Source organism: Salinarchaeum laminariae (assembly GCF_023204835.1).
Taxonomy (GTDB): Archaea; Halobacteriota; Halobacteria; order Halobacteriales; family Salinarchaeaceae; genus Salinarchaeum; species Salinarchaeum laminariae.
On the sequence record NZ_CP096270.1, the window covers coordinates 1,552,637 to 1,570,962 of the forward strand.

An 18,326-nucleotide genomic window follows, 5' to 3' on the forward strand; every position below is an offset into this window, starting at 1 on the left:
AAACGAAGCTCGACTGGAGGATTGAACGTTCGACGCGGGGCCGGCGTCGTCGTTACTCGTGGCCGTAGATCTCGACGGGCTCGTAGGGCTCCTCGAGATACTCGACGTCGGACTCGCTGAGGTCGATCTCCACGGCTTCGACGGCCTGTTCGAGGTGCTCGACGCTCGTCGTTCCGAGGATCGGTGCGGTGACCCACTCCTTGTGGAACTGCCAGGCGAGTGCGAGCTGGGCCATCGTCACGCCCTTCTCCGCGGCCAGCTCCTCGACGCGGGCGTTGATCTCTCGTCCTGCGCCCTCGTGGTAGGGCAGGCCGATCTCCTCTTTCTCGTGTTCGCCTCGCGTCGTGTCGTCGAACTCCTCGTGCGGGCGGGTCAGGTAGCCCCCACCGAGCGGGCTCCAGGGCATGACGCCGACGTTCTCCCGGTCACAGAGCGGGAGCATCTCGCGTTCCTCCTCGCGGTAGGTCAGGTGGTGGAGGTTCTGCATCGTCTCGAAGCGCGCGAGATCCTCACGGTCGCTAGTGTGCAGGGCCTCGGCGAACTGGTGGGCGTACATCGAGGAAGCGCCGATGTGACGAACCTTTCCGCGGCGAACGGCGTCGTCGAGCGCGCGGAGCGTCGTCTCGATCGGCGTGTCGTAATCCCACCGGTGGATCTGGTAGAGATCGACGGTGTCCATCCCGAGCCGGTCGAGGCTGTGGTCGAGCTCCTGCCCGATCGTCTTCCGGGAGAGCCCCTCCGCGTTCCGGTGCTCGTTGGCACCCGGCCAGCGGACCTTCGTCGCGATCGTCAGCCGGTCGCGATCGTACTCCGAGAGGACCTCTCCGAGGATCGCCTCGCTCTCGCCGCTGCTGTAGACGTTCGCGGTGTCGAAGAAGGTAATCCCGAGATCGAGCGCGCGCTCGATGATCTCGCGGGATTCGTCCTCGTCGAGCATCCAGTCCTCCTGGCTGCCGAAGCTCATACAGCCGAGACAGATCTGGGAAACCTCCATTCCCGTCGACCCGAGGGTCGTGTACTTCATACCCTATCATTTCGCTGCCGCGGTGAAATACCCACGGCCAACCCCCGTGGCCTGCCGGCTCGATGGGGCCCGGTCTTATCGCCCGACGACTCCGTCGCTCCCGTTCTCACTCGCTCCCGTTCTTGCTCTCCCGTTCTCACTCGCTCCCGTTCTTGCTCTCCCGTTCTCACTCTTCCAGCCCGACGCGGTAGATCACGTGGGAATAGGACTCGTCGCCGATCGTCGCGTCCTGACTCTCCTCGTGTACGAGCCCGTTCGCTTCGAGGAAGCTCCGTCCGCGGTCGTTGTCGGCGAGCACCTGGGCGGAAATTCCGTCGATCATCGGCGGGAGCCCGTCGATCGCCGCGCCGAGCAGCGTGGAGCCGATGCCGTTTCGCCAGTGCGCCGGATCGACGGTGAGGTCGACGATCTCGCCGCCGATCCCCTCGACGAACTCCGAGGTGCCGCCGTACCGGGCGCGGACGAACCCGACGATCGAGCCGTCGACCTCAGCGACGCCGTAGTAGCCCGGCTCGGAAGCGATTTCCTCCCGCAAGGACTGCAGCGCGTCCTCGTCGGTCGGGCGGAGCTGGGACTCGATGGCCGCCTCAGAGACCATGCCGCGAAAGCCGACACGCCAGGTGCGGTTGTGGACCTCCCTCGCGCCCCGAAAATCGTCGAGGGTGTCCTGCCGGCGTACGTTCATACTGGCCGTCGATTGGACGAGGGGCCGGATGGTCGTTTCGGTGGGGCCTGGGGAGACTGGTTCATCCTGATCGGAGCACGCTCTCTGATTTGATGGTTACTACTCCGGTAGTCAACTGCACCAATCTTTATTTGCTTTGCCCGTGATTCTCTCCCTATGACGACGAACGAGCCCCGAGCTGACGGCGGACTCGACGGCGGTACCGGTCCCGTGGCTGACGGTGGAGCGTCCGGCCTGTCAGTCGTGGTTGCAGTGAGCGGAACGGACGCACCCCGTGCCGAACTGCTCGCCGAGGCGGTCGCCGACCTCGCCGGTCCGCTACTCGACGAGGTGTACATCACCCAGGTCTTCACGCCCGAGGAGTTCGACGCTGCCGTGGAGCGGCTCAACTTCGATCCGGACGCGCCGCCCGAGCCCGCGGCGGTCGCGCGTCGATCGGCCGCCGTCCGTGCCATCTCCGACCTGCTAGAGGACGCCGTCGACGCCGGCACCACGTCGATCGACGTCCGCGGAGCCGTCACGGACGACGTCGGCGAGGCGATCGTCGATCTCGCAGCCGACGTCGGCGCCGATCGCATCCTCGTCGGCGGGCGCAAACGCTCACCAGCGGGGAAGGCCGTCTTCGGAAGCACGGCCCAGCACGTCCTGTTGAACGCCGACCAGCCAGTGACCTTCGTACGGGAGTGACTGCGGGAGAAGCGGCCCGCAGCCGAGGCTCGGGCATCGTCCTGATCAGCGAAGCTCGATCGACCGAGCCCGCTCGAGCAGCGCCTCGTCGTACACGGCCTCGGCCTGTTCTGGATGGCGATCTGCGATCACGCGGGCCGTCCAGACGGTGTTCTGGAAGTTCTTCAGCGTGGCCTCGTCGACCATCTGTCCGTCGATGCTCACCGCACCGGTTCCGGACGCCTTCGCCTCGGCGAAGCGCTCGATCTTCTCGACGTCGCGCTCGAGTTCGTCCGGCGTCGGCATGTGGATCCGGTTGGCCTGGGTCGTCTGCTTGGGGTGAAGTGACCACGAGCCGTCGAGGCCGACCGCCGCCTCCCGTTCGACCTGCTCGGCGTACTCCGAGCCGTTGTAGAAGCTGACTCCCGCACGCTCCGCGAACAGCCGATCGAACGGACCGCCGACGGCGACGACGTCGTTCGCCGACGCCTCGTTCGAGAGCGCTTCCAGCAGCGCGGGCCACTCGAAGCGGTCGCCGTCCCGAGAGCGCCCGCCCAGCTCCGCAGTGTAGTCGACCGGACCGAAGACGAGCCCCGCGAGCCGGGCGGTGGTGTCGCTCCCGTCCTCCGATCGTCCATTTCCGAGGGCCCCGATCTCCCGAAGGTCAGACCGCGCACGGGCGGTCTCGACGATCACCGCGACCTCGATGGAACCCTGGGGGAGGCCGTACTCTCGCTCGGCGTCCGCGACCGCCGACAGCGCAGACTCGACGTCACCCACGCGACCGACTTTCGGCACCACGATCCCGTCGACGTGCTCGCCAGCGTTCTCGACGATCCGGTCGATCTGCTCGTGGCCGCGCTCGGTCGTCGCCGGGGCATCGTAGGCCCACTCGATGCGCGGGAGGATCTCGCCGGAGAACTCGGGCGCGTACTCCGGGAGGAGGGCGAGAAGGTTCTCCATCCCTTCCTCCTTCTTCGCCGGCGCGGTGCCGTCCTCGAGATCCGGTACTAGCCAGTCGGGGGCCTGAAAGCCGGAGGCCGTCAGGCCCGATCGGAGATATTTCGCGGTGTCGTCGCTCGCCACCGCGACCGGTGCTGTCTGGAACGTTCTGCAGAGTCGCTGTGTCATTGGTTCGGTCTCCGTCGTCTCGTGGCTGCTGGGAGGGTTGCGTCGCTCGCCGCAGCCGCCGCAGCCGTCGCAGTCGTCGCAATCGTCATGGCTCGCTCCTCCGCTCGATAAGTGCCGTTCTGGTGCCGGAGTAGACCGGTCGCTGGTCCTGGTCGAAGGCGACGTGTTCGAAGGTCACCTCGCCGACGTGGCTCGGTCCCGGATCGCCATCGGCGTCGAGCACGCGCGTGAATCCGTAGATCGTGTCGCCGACCGTGACGAAATCGTGGAACCGCTCGCCCGTCGCGCCGACCTCGTGCCAGGTGGCCTCGTCCGAGCGCGCGTGCCCGAGCGCGATGGAGCGCGTCACGTCACCGTACGCGACGATTTCGCCAGAGGGTGACTCCGCCATCGCCGCTGCGTTGTGGTGTTGCCGTGCGGTGTTGAGCGTCGCCAGCGGCAGTTCGGCGACGGTGACGACGTCCATCGTTCGCCCGCGTTCGTGACTGTAGGCGACCGCGGCGTCGGGCCGCTCGGCCGCGGTTTCGAGGGCCTCGTCGAACGCCTCGAAATACTCGCCGTCGGGTGCGAGGAGGCCGTCGGGGAGATCGGGGTCGCCGTCACGGTCCGCATTCGAATCGGCGTCGGCCATCTCGCCTCCGTCGGTCATTCTCCCGCCGTCATCCATCTCCCCGCCATCGGTCTCGATCGGCTCTCTGCGCGGGATCATGTTCGTTCGCTCGTAGGTGCAGAGTTCGTCGCCGGTCTGGGCGTCGAGCCCGCGGGTCTCCCACGTGACGATACCGTAGTTCGGTCGCGAGCTGGAGCTCCGCGTCGCGAGGACGGTCGACTCGACGCGAAGTTCGGTTCCGGGATAGACCGCGTCCTGATGAAAGCGGACGTCGTCTCGCCCGAGGAAGTAGCCGCCCTTCTCGGAGAGGGCCTCGACGCTGGGGCCCATCGTCGCCGCGAGGAGGTAATCAGGGTGGATCGGTGGTTCGTCGAAGCCCCGCTCTTCCGCGGCCTCGGTCCGCCAGTACGCCGGATCGTGATTCAACGTCTGGCTCGTCCACTGCTCTGCGCCGTGGCGCGTCAGCCGGGGGCCGGGGTCGTGCTCGATCGTCTCGCCCTCGGCGAAGTCCTCGAAGTGGCTGCCCTTCTCGCGGGTCGTCGCGCGGTCGAGCGCCACCGAGAACGTCTCGGGATCGGTCCAGTCAGTCATCGGAATCACCGGTATGTGCAGCGGTCTCAGGCGTCGGGCGGGCGACCGATCCCGAGCGATCGCGCCGGGCGAGCGCGTGGCGCATCTCATTGGTCACGAGCATGTAGCCCTCGTCGAACCCCATCCCGGGCTTCGCGAGGATCTGCGCGGCGTCGGTCGCCAGCGCGACGTGGGCACAGGCCCTCGCGGAGGTTGCCGTCTCGTTGCAGGTGCCGCCGAGATACGCACGAACGTCGGTGCCCTCACAGTAGGTCACGGCCGCCGCAGAGCGCTGGATACCGCCGAGATCGGGCGTCTTGATCTGCACGACGTCGGCGGCGCCGGCGTCGACGAACGCCCGGACGTCGTCGAGCGTGTTGCACCACTCGTCGGCGACGAGGTCGACCGGAACGTCGGCCGTCGCCAACGCGTTCCGGAGCGTCGCCATCTGCTCTATCTGACCGGCGCGGCTCCCGGCGTCCATCGGGCCCTCGACCTGCAGGGGGTACGGCGCGGCTGCCTCCGCGAGCCGTTCGAAGTACTCGACGACCTCGCGGCGATCGTACGGCGGGTCGAAGACCTCGCCCAGGATGCCGTAGACGTCGACGTGGAAGCGCGGGCGGTAGTCCGGGGAGTCGGCTTTGGCGTTTCCGCCTGTCCCGAGCTCGTCCGTTCTGCCGGAGAGCCACGCCAGATATTCGATCAGGCGCTCGCCGTCCGCGCCGACTTTCTCGACGCTGTTGAATAGCCCGTGGGGCAGGACCCCGACGCGCTTGAGCAGCATCTTCTCGGCGTTCGTTCGCCGATCGTCGCCGGACTGGCCGAAGACGGGGATCGGCTCCGTTGCCGGCTCCGTTCCGACGGCGTCGGCGATCACGTCGGTCTTGGTGACGCCGCGGGTCTGTGCGGCGGCGTCGAGGAGCGCCTGAGAGACGCCGTAACGGACCGCGGTGTGGAGCCGATCGCCGCCGGAGCGCTCGGCGGGGAGGTTCTCGACGGCCCCGGCGAGGGTCTCGAACTCCGCGGGGTCGCGTCCGCGGAGTTCGTCAGCGACCGGCCCTTCGACGACGGGCTGGTAGTCCGCGGCGCGGAAGAGCGGATCTCGACCGCCCGCGCCGGAGTACTGGACCGCCGCGCAGTCGCCGGTCGCGATCGTGCCGTCTGCGAGTTCGAGTTCGACGGTCAACGCCTCGCCGGCCTCGCGGATCCGCTCGAACCCCTCGGTCACGGGGTCGCCGTCGTAGGCGAAGCCGTTCTGGGTCGCGCCCTGCTTGATCGCGCGCTGGTCGTCGGCGTGGAACCCAGAGACGGCCGGGATCGCGTGGACCCCGACGATTTGATTCCCCGCCATCTAATCACCACCCGTCGGCCTACCGATCAGGCGGCCGTCGCTGATCGCGTCGACGTCGTCGGCGACCATCTTGAAGGAGCGCTCGCGGCCTTCCGTGCTGGCCCGTGCGTCGAGGCGGTTGTGGTGGATCTCCTGCACGTCCTCCGAGAGCGCGAGGTCGCCGAACTCGAGTATGCGGACGCGACCGTCGTCGTCGCGAGCGGGGAGAACTGCACCCTGTGCGCTCTCCGACGGCGCGAACGGCACGTCGAGCGCGCCCGTCTCGAAGGCCTGGATCGTGCCCTGCGCGACGTCGCCGTCACCAGCGCCGATCGCTGCCTCGATCAGCTCGCGGGAGGACTTCTGGATGAGATTGAGCTCGCGGTCGACGCCCTCGAGCTGGACGTTCTGCTCGAGCAGCATGTCGATGAGCTGGCGCGTGGTGCGCAGGCCGGCGGCGTTGGCCTCCTGAGTCGGAACGCCCGCGAACTCCTGGGGCGACTTGGTGATGACCTTGTCCGGCTCGGCGATCGCGGCGGTGGCCGCACCGAGGCTGATGACAGCGTTGGCGCGTGCCTCGTCGGGCGGGAAGCCGCCCATCCACTCGTGGAAGACGATCGTGACCCGGACGGGATCGGGCAGGTACTCCTCGCCCAGCGATCGGAGCGCGTGGAGTGCGGCGACGTCCTGGACGAAGTTCCCGACCTGGCCGTAGCCGAGCGTGATCGAGCGGACGCCCTGCGTGGCCGCGAGCATCCCCTCGATGACCATCACGGCGATGGCGATGCAGGGCGGGACGAGCGTGCCGGTCAGCGGCCCGAACGGTTCGCGGTTGATCCGGACGCCCCGCTCGGTGTAGGCGCCGGCGAGGCGATCGACGTACTGCCACTGCTCGATCGTCGTCGCGAGATCTCGCTCCTTGGTGTAGGGAATGTTGTAGGAGATCGGGCCGCCCTCGAAGCTCTGGAACCCGCCGGCGTAGGTGATCGCGGCGAGGAGCCGGGCGTCGGGCGTGCCGTGGCGGACCTCGATTGGCGCGTCGAGCGCGCGGATCAGGTCCCGGCACCCCTCGACCCCGTGGTTGACCGCTGGGAAGCCGTTGAGCGTGTCCTCGCCCGTCTCGCGGGCGTCTTCGAGACCGTCGCCTGCTTTCCCGTACTCGTTGTCGCGCGTGTAGGAGTCGATCGTCGTCGGGAGGAGGTCGGCGCCCCCCTCGTTTTGCAGGTGGCGCAGGAGCTCGATCTGGTCGTCGAGTCTGGGGACCCCGGCGCGTGGCTGGAGGAGCGGAGCGTCCGCGCTCTCGAGCACCTCCGCGAACCGCTTGGAGTCGGGTAGGGACTCGTGAAATGCGATGGCCTCCTCGAAGTCGACGTCGGCCCCGGTCGGCCAGTCGCTACGGACCTGCTCGTCGATACGCCGAAGATCGGCGTCGGCGAGCCGTTCGTCGGTGACCATCTACGAGGACACCCTGCTGCGTTCCGTATCGGTCTCCGCGAGCCCGAGGTCCCGTTTCAACGCGACGATCGCGTCCTCGGGGTCGGTCTCGGCGTCGAAGACCCGGTCGAACCCCATCCGCTCGAAGCGCTCGCGGATCGTCTCGTGGTCGGCCTGGCCGACCGCGAGGTTGCCGCCGACGTATGTCGCGGGCTCGATCTCGCGCTCCGCGAGCGCCTCGTGGAGTCCGTCACAGTCACGCTCGGCGTGTCCATAGAGCGAGGACACGAGCACCGCTTCGGCGTCGGAGGCTGCGGCGGCCTCGACGAACTCGTCCTGGCCGGTCTGTACGCCCAGGTTCCGAACGTCGAACCCCGCCGCGTCCAGCGCCTGTTCGAGGATCGTGATGCCGACTGCGTGCGCGTCGGATCCGATCACGCCGAGAATGACTGTCGTCGTCATGCGGTACACGGGTAGTCAGTCGAGCGCACAATAAATGTAACGAACGATAATGATAATATTCTTTAAGGTGGTTTATTGTGGTTGCATACCACACCTGCTACGGCGCATCTATAATGGTCTTTTAGGGAAGTTATTTCCCCGACGCGGCGGTGACACGCTTCATGAGCGCGCTGTCGGACCTCCGGGTCCTCGATCTTACGCAGGTGCTCGCCGGCCCGTACTGCACGATGCTCCTCGCAGACATGGGCGCGGACGTAGTCAAGGTCGAGCGCCCGGGCGGCGACCTCATCCGGCGGAATCCACCGTTCGCGGCCGATTCCGAGGCCGAGGCCTACGGCGGCTACTTCCAGAGCGTGAACCGGGGCAAGCGATCGCTCGAACTCGACCTCGGCGACGAGGACGACCGCGCGGACTTCCTCCGTCTCGTCGAGAGCGCCGACGTCGTCGTCGAGAACTACCGCGCAGGCACGATGGAAACGTTCGACCTGGAGTACGAGACGCTCCGCGAGCACAACCCCCAGCTGATCTACAGCTCGATCCGCGGGTTCGGCGATCCACGCACCGGCGAGAGCCCGCGCCAGGGCCAGCCCTCCTTCGACCTGATCGCGCAGGCGCTGGGCGGCGTCATGTCGATCACTGGCCAGCCCGACGGTCCACCGACGAAGGTCGGCCCCGGCATCGGCGATCTGTTCACCGCGGTCCTGAACTGCACCGGCATCCTCGCCGCCGTCCACCACCGCGAGCGCACCGGCGAGGGCCAGCACGTCGACACCGCGATGTACGACGCCATGATCTCCATGTGCGAGCGAGCCATCTACCAGCACTCCTACACCGACGAAGTGCCGGGTCGCCGGGGCAACAGCCACCCGACGCTGTTCCCCTACGACGCCTTCGAGGCCGCCGACGGCTACGTCGTGATCGCGGCCTTCGGTGACGGCCACTGGACGGCGCTGTGTCGCGCGATGGAGCGACCCGACCTCGCTGCCGAGTACGACTCTGGCGAGGCCAGGATGGCGAACCGTGAGGAGCTGCGGGCGGAGATCGCTGCCTGGACGGCCGAGCAGCGGACGGCGGCGATCGTCGATACGCTGGAAGGCGACGTGCCCGCCGCGCCAGTCCAGGACACCGAGGACATCTTCGCGGACGAGCACGTCCACGCACGAGAGATGCTCCAGGAGGTCGAACAGCCGGGCGCGGATCGGTCGGTCACGATCGCCGGCTCCCCGATCAAGTTCTCGGAAACGGCGTCAGAACCCGGTGGGCGCGCGCCGTTGCTCGACGAGCATCGCGAGGAACTGCTCGACGATCTACACCGGGAGTCGGATGCGCCAGCGGATCCGGCCTCGGAGCCGACGACCGCCGAGGACGGTTGAGCGGCCCCGTCGACAGGTTCGTCGCGCATCTCCGGTCAGTGTTGCCGGTAAATAACGATTACTCCACCGAAGCCACCGTTTGAAGGCAAAATCTTTTCAATACCGGCTTGCGAAGTACGCCTACCCAGGTGACCACGTAGTGCCACGGATGGAAACCGCCGACATCGAGACGGACCTGAGCCTGTTCAAGTACGACAACCTCGAGCAGCTCCCCGATAGCTACCGCGAACTCGAGGCCGAGGAACGCACGGCTCGCATCGAGTCGGCGCTCGCCGAACTCGGCGACGACGTGGTCGTGCTCGGCCACAACTACCAGCGCAAGGAGATCGTCGAACACGCCGACTTCATCGGCGACTCCTACCAGCTCTCGAAGGAGGCCGCCAACTCCGACGCCGAGTACGTGATCTTCGGCGGCGTCACCTTCATGGCCGAAACTGCCGACGTCATCACCGACGACGACCAGACGGTGATCCTCCCGAGCATGGAGGCCTCCTGCCCGATGGCGGGCATGGCCGAAGCGCTCCAGGTCGACGCCGCGTGGGCGGAGATCACCGCCGCAGCGCCAGAGAAGGACATCGTGCCGGTCACCTACATGAACTCCTATGCGGATCTGAAGGCCTTCACCGCCGATCACGGCGGCGCGATCTGTACCTCTTCGAACGCCTCCGACGTCTTCGAGTGGGCCCTGGACAAGGGCGACGCCGTCCTGTTCATGCCCGACAAGTATCTCGGTATCAACACCGCCTACGACCTCGGCCTCGAGAACGAGGCCGTCGCGTGGGACCCGTGGGACCCCGAAGGAACCGACGCCGCGGAGGCTGCCGATGCGGAGATCATCCTCTGGGAGGGCTACTGCCAGGTCCACGAGCGCTTCCGCGCCTCCCACATCGAGGAGATTCGGGAGGAACACGAGGACGTCAACGTCGTCGTCCACCCGGAGTGCCGCCGCGAGGTCGTCGAGGCCGCCGACGTCGTGGGCTCGACGAGCACCATCACCGAGACGGTCGCCAACGCCGATCCCGGCGACACGTGGGCGATCGGCACGGAGATCCACCTCGCGAACCACCTCGACCGCTGGCATCCCGAGGTCGAGGTGCTGCCGCTGTGCGGTGACGCCTGTATGGACTGCAACGCCATGCGCCAGATCGACCCGAACTACCTCGCGTGGGTGCTCGAGGAGCTGGTCGCCGGTCGCGAGCGCAACGTCATCGAAGTGCCCGACCGTGAGGCGGAGCTCGCCGAGCTCTCCGTCCAGCGGATGCTCGACCTCGCAGAGTAACGATGGTCGAGTCTCATACCGCCGACGAGCGAAGCGAGGAGGTACCCGACGACCCCGATACCGCCGACGTGCTCGTGATCGGCTCCGGAATCGCCGGCTGTGCCGCTGCGCTCGCCGCAGCGCGCGACGGCGCAGACGTGCTTCTGGTCACCAAAGCCGAACGGCCCGAAGACGCCTCGACGGACTGGGCGCAGGGCGGCATCGCGACGAGTCGAGACGATCCGGCCGCGCTCAAGGAAGACGTCATCGCAGCGAGCGACGGCACCGCCGACCCTGACGCCGTCGACGTGCTCGTCGAGGACGCCAACGAGGCCGTCGAGGACGTGCTGCTGGACACGCTGGAAGTGCCCTTCGACACCGCCGACGAGCGAGGCGAGGAGGCAGACGGCCACACCGATGGCGACGGTGCGTCGGCGGGTACGGACAGCGAGTTCGACTACACCCGGGAGGCCGCCCACTCCGACCGGCGGATCCTCCACGTCGACGCCTCGACGGGCACCCACATCCTCCGCCCGTTCCTCAACCACCTCGATTCCCGCGACGACGTGCGGATCCGGGAGGACACAGCCGCGCTCGAGTTGATCACCCACGAGGGCCGGATTCACGGTGCACTGCTCGACGCCGAGCCCGAGGGCGAGCCGGTGTACGCCGGCACGACGATCCTCGCGACTGGCGGCATCGGCGCCTGCTACCCCCGATCGACGAACCCGCCGGACGCGACCGGCGACGGCATCGCGATGGCAGCGCTCGCTGGCGCGGACGTCGAAGACATGGAGTTCGTGCAGTTCCACCCGACGGCGTTCGATCCGGATGCCAGCGACGGTGATTCGCCGGACTCCGCCGAGGGTGCCGACGGTCCAGCTGCCAGCGAGGACGAACGGGGCTCGGACATCTTCCTGCTCAGCGAGGCGCTGCGGGGCGAAGGTGCGACGCTCCTGAACGGTGAGGGCGAACGATTCATGCCCGACTACCACGAGGACGCCGAACTCGCGCCACGCGACGTCGTCGCTCGCGCCGTCGATCGCGAACGGAGCGCCACCGGCGAGGTCCGCCTCGACGTCTCCTCCCTCGACTTCGAGGGGGAGTTCCCCGACCTGGTCGAACTCTGCGAGGACAACGGCGTCGACTGGACCGCGGGAATTCCGGTCGCGCCGTGTGAGCACTTCCTCTGTGGCGGCGTCGCCGTCGACGACCGGGGCCGAACGTCGCTCGATCGGCTCTACGCCGTCGGCGAATGCTCGCGAACGGGCGTCCACGGCGCGAACCGCCTCGCCTCGACGAGCCTGCTCGAAGGGCTGGTCTGGGGCCTCCGCGCCGGCGAGGACGCGGTCGAAACGGTCGCCGACGCTGGCGATCTGGGGGACCCGGACGTCGTCGAGGCCCCGGAGCTGCTGAACCGCGATCCCGATCTCCCCGAGCGGTTCGCCGCCGAGAAGTTCGTCCGCCTGCGCCGCGTGATGGACGAGTACGTCGGTCTCCGCCGGGAGCCAGAGGGGCTCCGCCGCGCGGCGGCCGTCCTCAGGCGGCTCAAAGGGGAAGTCGACGCCTACGTCCGGACCCGCACCGCGCGGGACCTCTACGAACTGCGGAACGCGAGCGTCGTCGCTCTGCTCGTTGCACGGGCCGCGGGCGAGCGCGAGAAGTCCGTCGGCACGCATTACCTCGTCGAGGAGACCGAATCCGCCGCCACCGATCCCAGCCATGCCGGTGACTGACGCCGACGTCGAGCGCTGGCTTCGCGAGGATCTCGGTCACCACGACGTGACCAACGACGTGCCCGGCGAGACCGAGGGCCGGCTCGTCGCAACCGAGCCCGGCGTCGCTGCCGGGATCGACGCCGCGGCAGCCGTCTTTTCGTATCTCGACGTCGAGGTCGTCGATCGCGTCGCCGACGGCGACGATCTCACCGCTGACGCGACCGCCCTGCGAGTGGCGGGCGGCGCCCAGGACGTGCTTCGCGCCGAGCGCGTGGCGGTGAACATAGCCGGCCACGCCTCCGGGATCGCGACGAAGACGTCTGAGGCGGTCGCGGCCGCCGAGCAGTCGATCGTCGATGCCGTCGCAGGCGAAGAGTCCGTCGGCGAGCCGCCCGCGATCGCCGGCACTCGAAAGACGACGCCCGGGCTCCGAGGCGTCGAGAAACGCGCTATCGCAGCGGGCGGCGGCGACACCCACCGGCTCGATCTCTCCCACATGGTGATGGTGAAGGACAACCACGTCGCCGAGCTCGGGATGGGGGCCGCGATCGAACGGTTCCGCGAGCGTGCCTCCTTCGCGACGAAGATCGAGGTCGAGGTCGAGGAGGTGGAGGACGCGCCGCGGGCTGCAGAGGCTGGCGCCGATATCGTCCTGCTCGACAACATGGCGCCGGCAACCGTCGAGGAGGCGGTCGACCTCGTCGCCGAGTCCGAGGCCGACGCGCTGCTCGAAGCCAGCGGCGGGATCACGGTCGAGACGGTCCCCGAGTACGCGACGACCGGCGTCGACGTGCTCTCGATGGGATCGCTGACCCACTCGGCGCCGAGTCTCGACTTCTCCTTCCGGACGGGGTAACCCGGATCGCGTCGAATCGAAACTCCTTCACTCGCTGCGTAACTTCGGTCAGCTATGCAGCCGATTCGGATCGTCTGGGGGACCGGTCGCGGGCCCACCGCCCTCGCCGCCTACGACGCGGCGCTCGCGGAGGCCGGCGTCCACGATTACAATCTTCTGCGTCTCTCGTCGGTGATCCCCGATGGGCCTGCCATAGAGGAGGTCGGGACTGCTCCCGATCTCGACGGTCCACAATCGCTCGGCCCGGCTGGCGAGGGACTCCACGTCGTCGAAGCGAGTGCTCGCGGAGACGTCGGTCCGCAGAGCGCGGTGCTGACGTGGGCGCGATCGCCGGAGGGCCCGGGCGTCTTCTACGAGGCTGGTGAGTCCGAGCCAGCTGACGAGGTTCAATCGGAGGCCAAGGCCGGCATCGAGTCGGGGCTCGAGCTCAGAAAGCGTGAGTACGGAGAGCCGCGGTTCCGGACGGTCTCGATCGACGCCGACAGCGCGGAGGGGTACGCGGCGGCTGTCGCCATCGCCGCCTACGGCGAGAGCGAATCGCTGCTATAGGCCCCCTCGCTGCCGAATGCCGCCTGTTCCGTTGCCCCAGCCGAACCCTTTAACAGGTCTCCCCACTTATAGGATTCCCAGACCCTAATGAACGGAAACACGCCGTACGCAGGACAGCCGGGCACCACGCAGGCTGGGAAGCGTACCAACGCCGACCTCGTCGATCTCACGCGCGAGGAGAAGCGGCGGTTCCGTCAGGACGTCACTCGCATCGCTGCTCGCACCCGCGAGTTTCTCCCCGACGAGTACGCCATCGACGCCGACGTGAGCCACAGTGCCGGCGGTCCCCAGGCTCGCGTCGCAGTTCAGCCCCCGATCGGCCACCCGGTCACAGCGGGCTTCACGCCGAACGAAGAAGATTTCGAGGCCGAGCAGATCGTCGACGACGAGGACTGCGCCGAGGTCGCCCGTGGGCTCGCCGCCTCCGCGGCGCTGCAGGTCAAGCAGGCTGTCGCCGACAACGTCACCCCGACCGCGCGGTAAGAGGTCCGTTTCCTTCACCCCGTTTTCACACACTCTCGATTCGATTCCCGGCGCTTTTGCCGACCCACGCCCACCAGTCGATCGTGGACGCCAACCAGGACGAGCTGTCGAACCCCTTCGGGATGGACGAGCACTGCGAGAACTGTCCAGACCTCTGTGGGCCGCGCACGCAGGTCGTCCACGGCTACGGCGACGTCAGTGCTGACTTCCTCTTCGTGGGGGAGCGCCCCGACGCCGGTGCCGACGAGTCTGGCGTCCCCTTCACGGGCGCGCCTGCCGGGGAGCGGCTCCTCGGCATCCTCCGTCGGCTCGGTCTCTGTGGCTCGGCCGTCGAGTCGACGGAGCCCGAACTCGCGAACGTCTACCTGACAAATCTCACGCGGTGTCGACGTCCCGACCGACCGCCACGGGACGACGAGATCGACAACTGCGAACCGTATCTCAGCGCGGAGATTCGGATGATCAACCCGGAGATCCTCGTGCCAGTCGGGGAGCGCGCACTCGACCAGCTTGTCGAGGATTACACGACGACGGCGCCGGCGGAGGTCTCGCTGCCCGAGGCCCACGGCGACCGGCTACGCGGCCGCGGGTTCGAGCTCGTCCCGATGGTCGATCCGGCCACGATGGACGAGGCCCAGACAGACGCCTTCGTCCACGATTTTTCTGCCCTGATGGCCTCCGATTATCGCCAGACGAAGGGACGACGCGGTCGCTGAACAGGTGCCAATTGGTCTGGTTCGGGAGCGCAGTGTCGTCCCGTTAGCCTACCAGTATGGCGTTCGGCGCCAGCCGGAGGCCGAGCGGCCAGCGAGCACGACGATGCCGACCAGGACGACGGCGATCGCGATCGGTGCGAGCACCGTACTCTCGACGTCCAGCGCGCGTGCTGTTCCCTGCTGTACGCCCGCGACGACGAGCAGTCCGACGAGTCCGAGCGCGACGCTCGCGAGCGTGCGCGACCGGAGGATCGATGCTGCGTTCACGACCGGTACTGACCGCTCTATCCTGGTAAACGTTGGCAAGGCGCCGCTTGCCTCGAACTCGGCCCTCTCCTCACTCGCCTGACCGCCACCGTTCCCGCGGCTGCGGTTAGGGGTCAGGATCGTCGGGGCCCGCGAGCAAATCGGTCTCGTAGGCCGCGACGGCTCCGACCACCGCATCCGCGTCGTCGCCCTCCACGTCGAAGGCTGCGAGACTGTCATAGAGCAGTTCCACGGCCCGCTCGATGTGCTGGGGTTCGAAGGGAACGTCGAGGTGGGCCGCACGAACGCTGGGCCCTTCGTAGCTCTCCGGCCCACCAGCAGCTTCACAGAGGAACTCCGTCTGCGTTCGTCGGAGCTGCTCGAGGTCGGCCTCCTCGAAGAATGGGCCGAGATCGGGATCGTCGAGGAGACGATCGTAGAACTCGTCGACGACCGCCCGGATCGCTTCCTGACCGCCGAGGCGCTTGTAGAGAGTCTGCTCGGCCATACGCGCAGAAGCCGATCACTGCGGAAAGTGCTACTGGTTCGTGCAGTTTTCTACGTTGAAGGGGAACGTCTTCGGCTCTCCACGGGCGTGGATGGCTTGATCGGGGTCGAACGGTAGTTCCAATCGCCTGATCGTTCAATCGTCCACTGCTTCGATCCTTCGATCGCCCGATCGTCGCAACTGAACGGTTTCGATCACTGCCCAAGCGCCTTCGCCGCGCCGAGTGCCAGCCCCAGAAACAGACCGACGAAATGCCCGACGATCGCGACGCCGGGCTCGGCGGTCGCGACGGTGACCACGACGGCGAGCGTCGCGTAGATCACGAACTGGACGGTCCGCGGGATCTCGAATCGGTCGAGGAGCAACTCCGAGAGCCGGTTTCCCGTCACGAGGTAGCCAGCGAGCGCGACGACTGCGCCGCTGAGTCCCAGTACGTGGGCGTCGATGCCGCCGACGGCGTTGCTGAACGCGGCCTGGGAGACGTTCGCGATCGCACCGGTGCCGAGCACGAACAGATGGAAGCTCACTGCGCCGGTCTGGCGCTCGACGGCGAGACCGAGCAGCGCGAAGAAGGCGAGATTCGAGAGCAGGTGCCAGGGGCCAGTGTGTGCGTACACGCTCGTGACGACCGTCCACGGCTGGGCCCCGAGTGGCATCGAGAGTGCGAACAGCTCGGCCATTCGGGGTGTGCGATCCACCAGCGCAACGGCGGACTGGGCGACGTAGACCAGCAGGCAGATCGCGACGATCTGTAGCGTCGCCCGAACCATCGGCTACTCGTTGGCGAACGCGCGACAAAAGGGCTGCGCGCGAGTCAGTTCCGGCGGATCGGCTCCGCCAGCGTCGTTCTCGGTTTGCCCCACAACGAAGCGTCAGTGCCGAGCGATCTCCGATCGCTCGATCCTCGGAGACCTTCGGTCTCCTCAGTTACGAAAGACGCCTGCGGCGTCTTTCGACCTTCGCAAACGCGACGCGTTTGCTCAGTTCCGGAAGACGGCGGCGCCGTCTTCCGACCCTCGGAATCCTCTCGGATTCCTCAGTCCTCGAGGACGATCTCGATACTGACGTCGTTGGGAACCTCGATGCGCATGAGCTGGCGCAGCGCCCGCTCGTCCGCGTCGAGGTCGATCAGCCGCTTGTGGACCCGCATCTCCCAGTGCTCCCAGGTGGCCGTCCCTTCACCGTCCGGGGACTTCCGGGAGGGGATCTCGAGGGTCTTCGTCGGCAGCGGAACCGGCCCCGACAGCGTGACGCCGGTCTTGTCTGCGATCTCCCGCACGTCGTCGCAGATGTCGTCGAGGTCTTCCGGGCTCGTGCCGGCGAGACGGACGCGTGCCTGCTGCATTATTCCTCGTCGACGCTACGGACCTTGCCGGCCGCGATGGTCTGACCCATGTCGCGGATGGCGAAGCTCCCGAGCTCGGGGATCTCGTCCGCGGGCTCGATCGAGAGGGGCTTCTGGGGTCGGATGGTGACGATGGCGGCGTCGCCCGACTGGATGAAGTCGGGGTTGGCCTCGCCCTCGCCCTCGCCGCTCGGGTCGAGCTTCTGGTCGATGGACTCGATCGTACACGCGACCTGTGCGGTGTGTGCGTGGAAGACGGGCGTGTAGCCCGCGGTGATCACGCTGGGGTGCTGCATGACGACGATCTGGGCCTCGAACGTCTCGGCGACCGTCGGCGGGTCGTCGGCGGGGCCACAGACGTCACCGCGGCGGATGTCGTCCTTGCCGATGCCGCGAACGTTGAACCCGACGTTGTCGCCGGGGCCGGCCTCGGGCACCTCTTCGTGGTGCATCTCGATCGTCTTGACCTCCCCGCCGACGTCGCTGGGCTGGAAGGAGACGTTGTCGCCGATGTTCATCATCCCGGTCTCGACGCGTCCGACGGGGACGGTACCGATACCGGAGATGGTGTAGACGTCCTGGATCGGGAGGCGGAGCGGCGCGTCCGTCGGCGGCTCCGTCTCGGGCAGGTCGTTGAGTGCCTCGAGGAGGATGTCGCCGTCGTACCAGTCCGTGTTCTCGGACTCTTCGGCGATGTTGTCGCCTTCGAAGGCGGAGATCGGGATGTAGCTGGCGTCCTCGGTGTTGAACTGAACCTGCTTGAGGAGCTCCTCGACCTCGTTGACGACCTGCTTGTAGTCGTTCTCGGAGTAGTCGACGAGGTCCATCTTGTTGACGCCGACGATGAGTTCGTCGATGCCCAGAGTGCGGGCCAGGAACACGTGCTCCTGGGTCTGGGGCGCGACGCCGTCGTCAGCTGCAACGACGAGGACCGCGTTGTCGGCCTGGCTCGCGCCAGTAATCATGTTCTTGACGAAGTCGCGGTGGCCAGGACAGTCGACGATGGTGAAGTAGTAATCGTCGGTCTCGAACTCCTGGTGGGCGATGTCGATCGTGACACCGCGCTCGCGCTCCTCGGCGAGGTTGTCCATGACGTAGGCGAACTCGAATCCGCCCTTGCCCTTCTCCTCTGCCTCTTCCTTGTGCTGTTCGATCACGTGCTCGGGTACGCTCCCCGTCTCGTAGAGGAGGCGCCCGACCAGTGTGCTCTTGCCGTGGTCAACGTGGCCGATGATGGCCAGGTTCTGGTGTGGTAGGTCGTCGCTCATTGGTCAACTCGCGCGCTAAAGGCGCTGTACCCGGTTTGTTTGCCTGAAGCAGTTAAAACCATTTCGATACGCCGTACTGCTGAACCCCGTCACG

General features: G+C 67.4%; 20 protein-coding genes. 8 read left to right on the top strand and 12 right to left on the bottom strand.

Translation table 11 applies throughout. The features are described 5' to 3' along the window. Positions 1-52: 52 nt before the first annotated feature. Positions 53-1,024 carry an aldo/keto reductase gene (locus MXF70_RS07180; RefSeq protein ID WP_248518317.1) on the bottom strand — a complete coding sequence of 324 codons (972 nt, stop codon included), beginning with the start codon at positions 1,022-1,024 and terminating at the stop codon, positions 53-55. A 166-nt stretch (positions 1,025-1,190) separates the two neighbouring features. Beyond that, positions 1,191-1,709 (bottom strand): GNAT family N-acetyltransferase, encoded by a 519-nt coding sequence (locus MXF70_RS07185; protein ID WP_248518318.1) that lies wholly within the window; start codon positions 1,707-1,709, stop codon positions 1,191-1,193. Positions 1,710-1,865: 156 nt separating this feature from the next. On the opposite strand from MXF70_RS07185, the gene MXF70_RS07190 reads away from it, so the two are divergent. Beyond that, positions 1,866-2,396 carry a universal stress protein gene (locus MXF70_RS07190; RefSeq protein ID WP_248518319.1) on the top strand — a complete coding sequence of 177 codons (531 nt, stop codon included), beginning with the start codon at positions 1,866-1,868 and terminating at the stop codon, positions 2,394-2,396. Positions 2,397-2,441: 45 nt separating this feature from the next. Here MXF70_RS07190 and citE read toward each other — a convergent pair whose 3' ends face one another. The 5 genes from citE to glmS form a co-directional block, all read right to left on the bottom strand. Beyond that, on the bottom strand, positions 2,442-3,506 hold the full coding sequence (citE, locus tag MXF70_RS07195; protein WP_248518320.1) for an L-malyl-CoA/beta-methylmalyl-CoA lyase: 1,065 nt from the start codon (positions 3,504-3,506) through the stop codon (positions 2,442-2,444). A gap of 85 nt (positions 3,507-3,591) precedes the next feature. Continuing rightward, the gene (gene mch / locus MXF70_RS07200; protein ID WP_248518321.1) at positions 3,592-4,707 is read right to left on the bottom strand and encodes a 2-methylfumaryl-CoA hydratase; all 1,116 of its coding nucleotides are present in this window, start codon (positions 4,705-4,707) and stop codon (positions 3,592-3,594) included. Further along, positions 4,700-6,037: a methylaspartate ammonia-lyase gene (locus MXF70_RS07205; protein WP_248518322.1), complete on the bottom strand. Its 1,338-nt coding sequence runs from the start codon at positions 6,035-6,037 to the stop codon at positions 4,700-4,702. Before MXF70_RS07205 ends, mch begins: the two co-directional genes overlap by 8 nt. Continuing rightward, positions 6,038-7,471 (bottom strand): methylaspartate mutase subunit E, encoded by a 1,434-nt coding sequence (locus tag MXF70_RS07210; RefSeq protein ID WP_248518323.1) that lies wholly within the window; start codon positions 7,469-7,471, stop codon positions 6,038-6,040. Then, on the bottom strand, positions 7,472-7,912 hold the full coding sequence (glmS, locus tag MXF70_RS07215) for a methylaspartate mutase subunit S (RefSeq protein WP_248518324.1): 441 nt from the start codon (positions 7,910-7,912) through the stop codon (positions 7,472-7,474). Positions 7,913-8,073: 161 nt separating this feature from the next. Between glmS and mct the strand changes: the two genes are divergently transcribed. The 7 genes from mct to MXF70_RS07250 all read left to right on the top strand — a co-directional run bounded on the left by mct (position 8,074) and on the right by MXF70_RS07250 (position 14,865). Next, complete coding sequence (mct, locus tag MXF70_RS07220; protein ID WP_248518325.1) at positions 8,074-9,285, top strand: succinyl-CoA:mesaconate CoA-transferase; 1,212 nt, start codon at positions 8,074-8,076, stop codon at positions 9,283-9,285. A 148-nt stretch (positions 9,286-9,433) separates the two neighbouring features. After that, the gene (gene nadA / locus MXF70_RS07225) at positions 9,434-10,564 is read left to right on the top strand and encodes a quinolinate synthase NadA (protein WP_248518369.1); all 1,131 of its coding nucleotides are present in this window, start codon (positions 9,434-9,436) and stop codon (positions 10,562-10,564) included. Positions 10,565-10,566: 2 nt separating this feature from the next. Further along, entirely contained in the window at positions 10,567-12,279 is a 1,713-nt protein-coding gene (locus tag MXF70_RS07230; protein ID WP_248518326.1) for an L-aspartate oxidase, read from the top strand. Then, on the top strand, positions 12,266-13,117 hold the full coding sequence (gene nadC / locus MXF70_RS07235) for a carboxylating nicotinate-nucleotide diphosphorylase (RefSeq protein WP_248518327.1): 852 nt from the start codon (positions 12,266-12,268) through the stop codon (positions 13,115-13,117). The genes MXF70_RS07230 and nadC overlap by 14 nt, the downstream gene beginning before the upstream one ends. Before the next feature lie 54 nt (positions 13,118-13,171). After that, the gene (locus MXF70_RS07240; RefSeq protein ID WP_248518328.1) at positions 13,172-13,666 is read left to right on the top strand and encodes a pyruvoyl-dependent arginine decarboxylase; all 495 of its coding nucleotides are present in this window, start codon (positions 13,172-13,174) and stop codon (positions 13,664-13,666) included. A gap of 87 nt (positions 13,667-13,753) precedes the next feature. Continuing rightward, a complete protein-coding gene (locus MXF70_RS07245; RefSeq protein ID WP_248518329.1) occupies positions 13,754-14,149 on the top strand; it encodes a DUF5811 family protein in 396 nt (131 codons plus the stop codon). 83 nt (positions 14,150-14,232) lie between these two features. Next, entirely contained in the window at positions 14,233-14,865 is a 633-nt protein-coding gene (locus MXF70_RS07250; protein ID WP_248518330.1) for a uracil-DNA glycosylase, read from the top strand. A gap of 48 nt (positions 14,866-14,913) precedes the next feature. Here MXF70_RS07250 and MXF70_RS07255 read toward each other — a convergent pair whose 3' ends face one another. The 5 genes from MXF70_RS07255 to tuf form a co-directional block, all read right to left on the bottom strand. After that, on the bottom strand, positions 14,914-15,132 hold the full coding sequence (locus MXF70_RS07255; protein ID WP_248518331.1) for a hypothetical protein: 219 nt from the start codon (positions 15,130-15,132) through the stop codon (positions 14,914-14,916). Positions 15,133-15,238: 106 nt separating this feature from the next. Continuing rightward, entirely contained in the window at positions 15,239-15,619 is a 381-nt protein-coding gene (locus tag MXF70_RS07260) for a truncated hemoglobin (RefSeq protein ID WP_248518332.1), read from the bottom strand. Between the two features lie 194 nt (positions 15,620-15,813). Further along, entirely contained in the window at positions 15,814-16,389 is a 576-nt protein-coding gene (locus MXF70_RS07265; protein WP_248518333.1) for a rhomboid family intramembrane serine protease, read from the bottom strand. Positions 16,390-16,655: 266 nt separating this feature from the next. Then, on the bottom strand, positions 16,656-16,967 hold the full coding sequence (rpsJ, locus tag MXF70_RS07270) for a 30S ribosomal protein S10 (protein WP_259369977.1): 312 nt from the start codon (positions 16,965-16,967) through the stop codon (positions 16,656-16,658). After that, positions 16,964-18,232, bottom strand: coding sequence for a translation elongation factor EF-1 subunit alpha (gene tuf / locus MXF70_RS07275; RefSeq protein ID WP_248518334.1), 1,269 nt, complete (start codon positions 18,230-18,232; stop codon positions 16,964-16,966). Before tuf ends, rpsJ begins: the two co-directional genes overlap by 4 nt. Positions 18,233-18,326 lie beyond the last annotated feature (94 nt).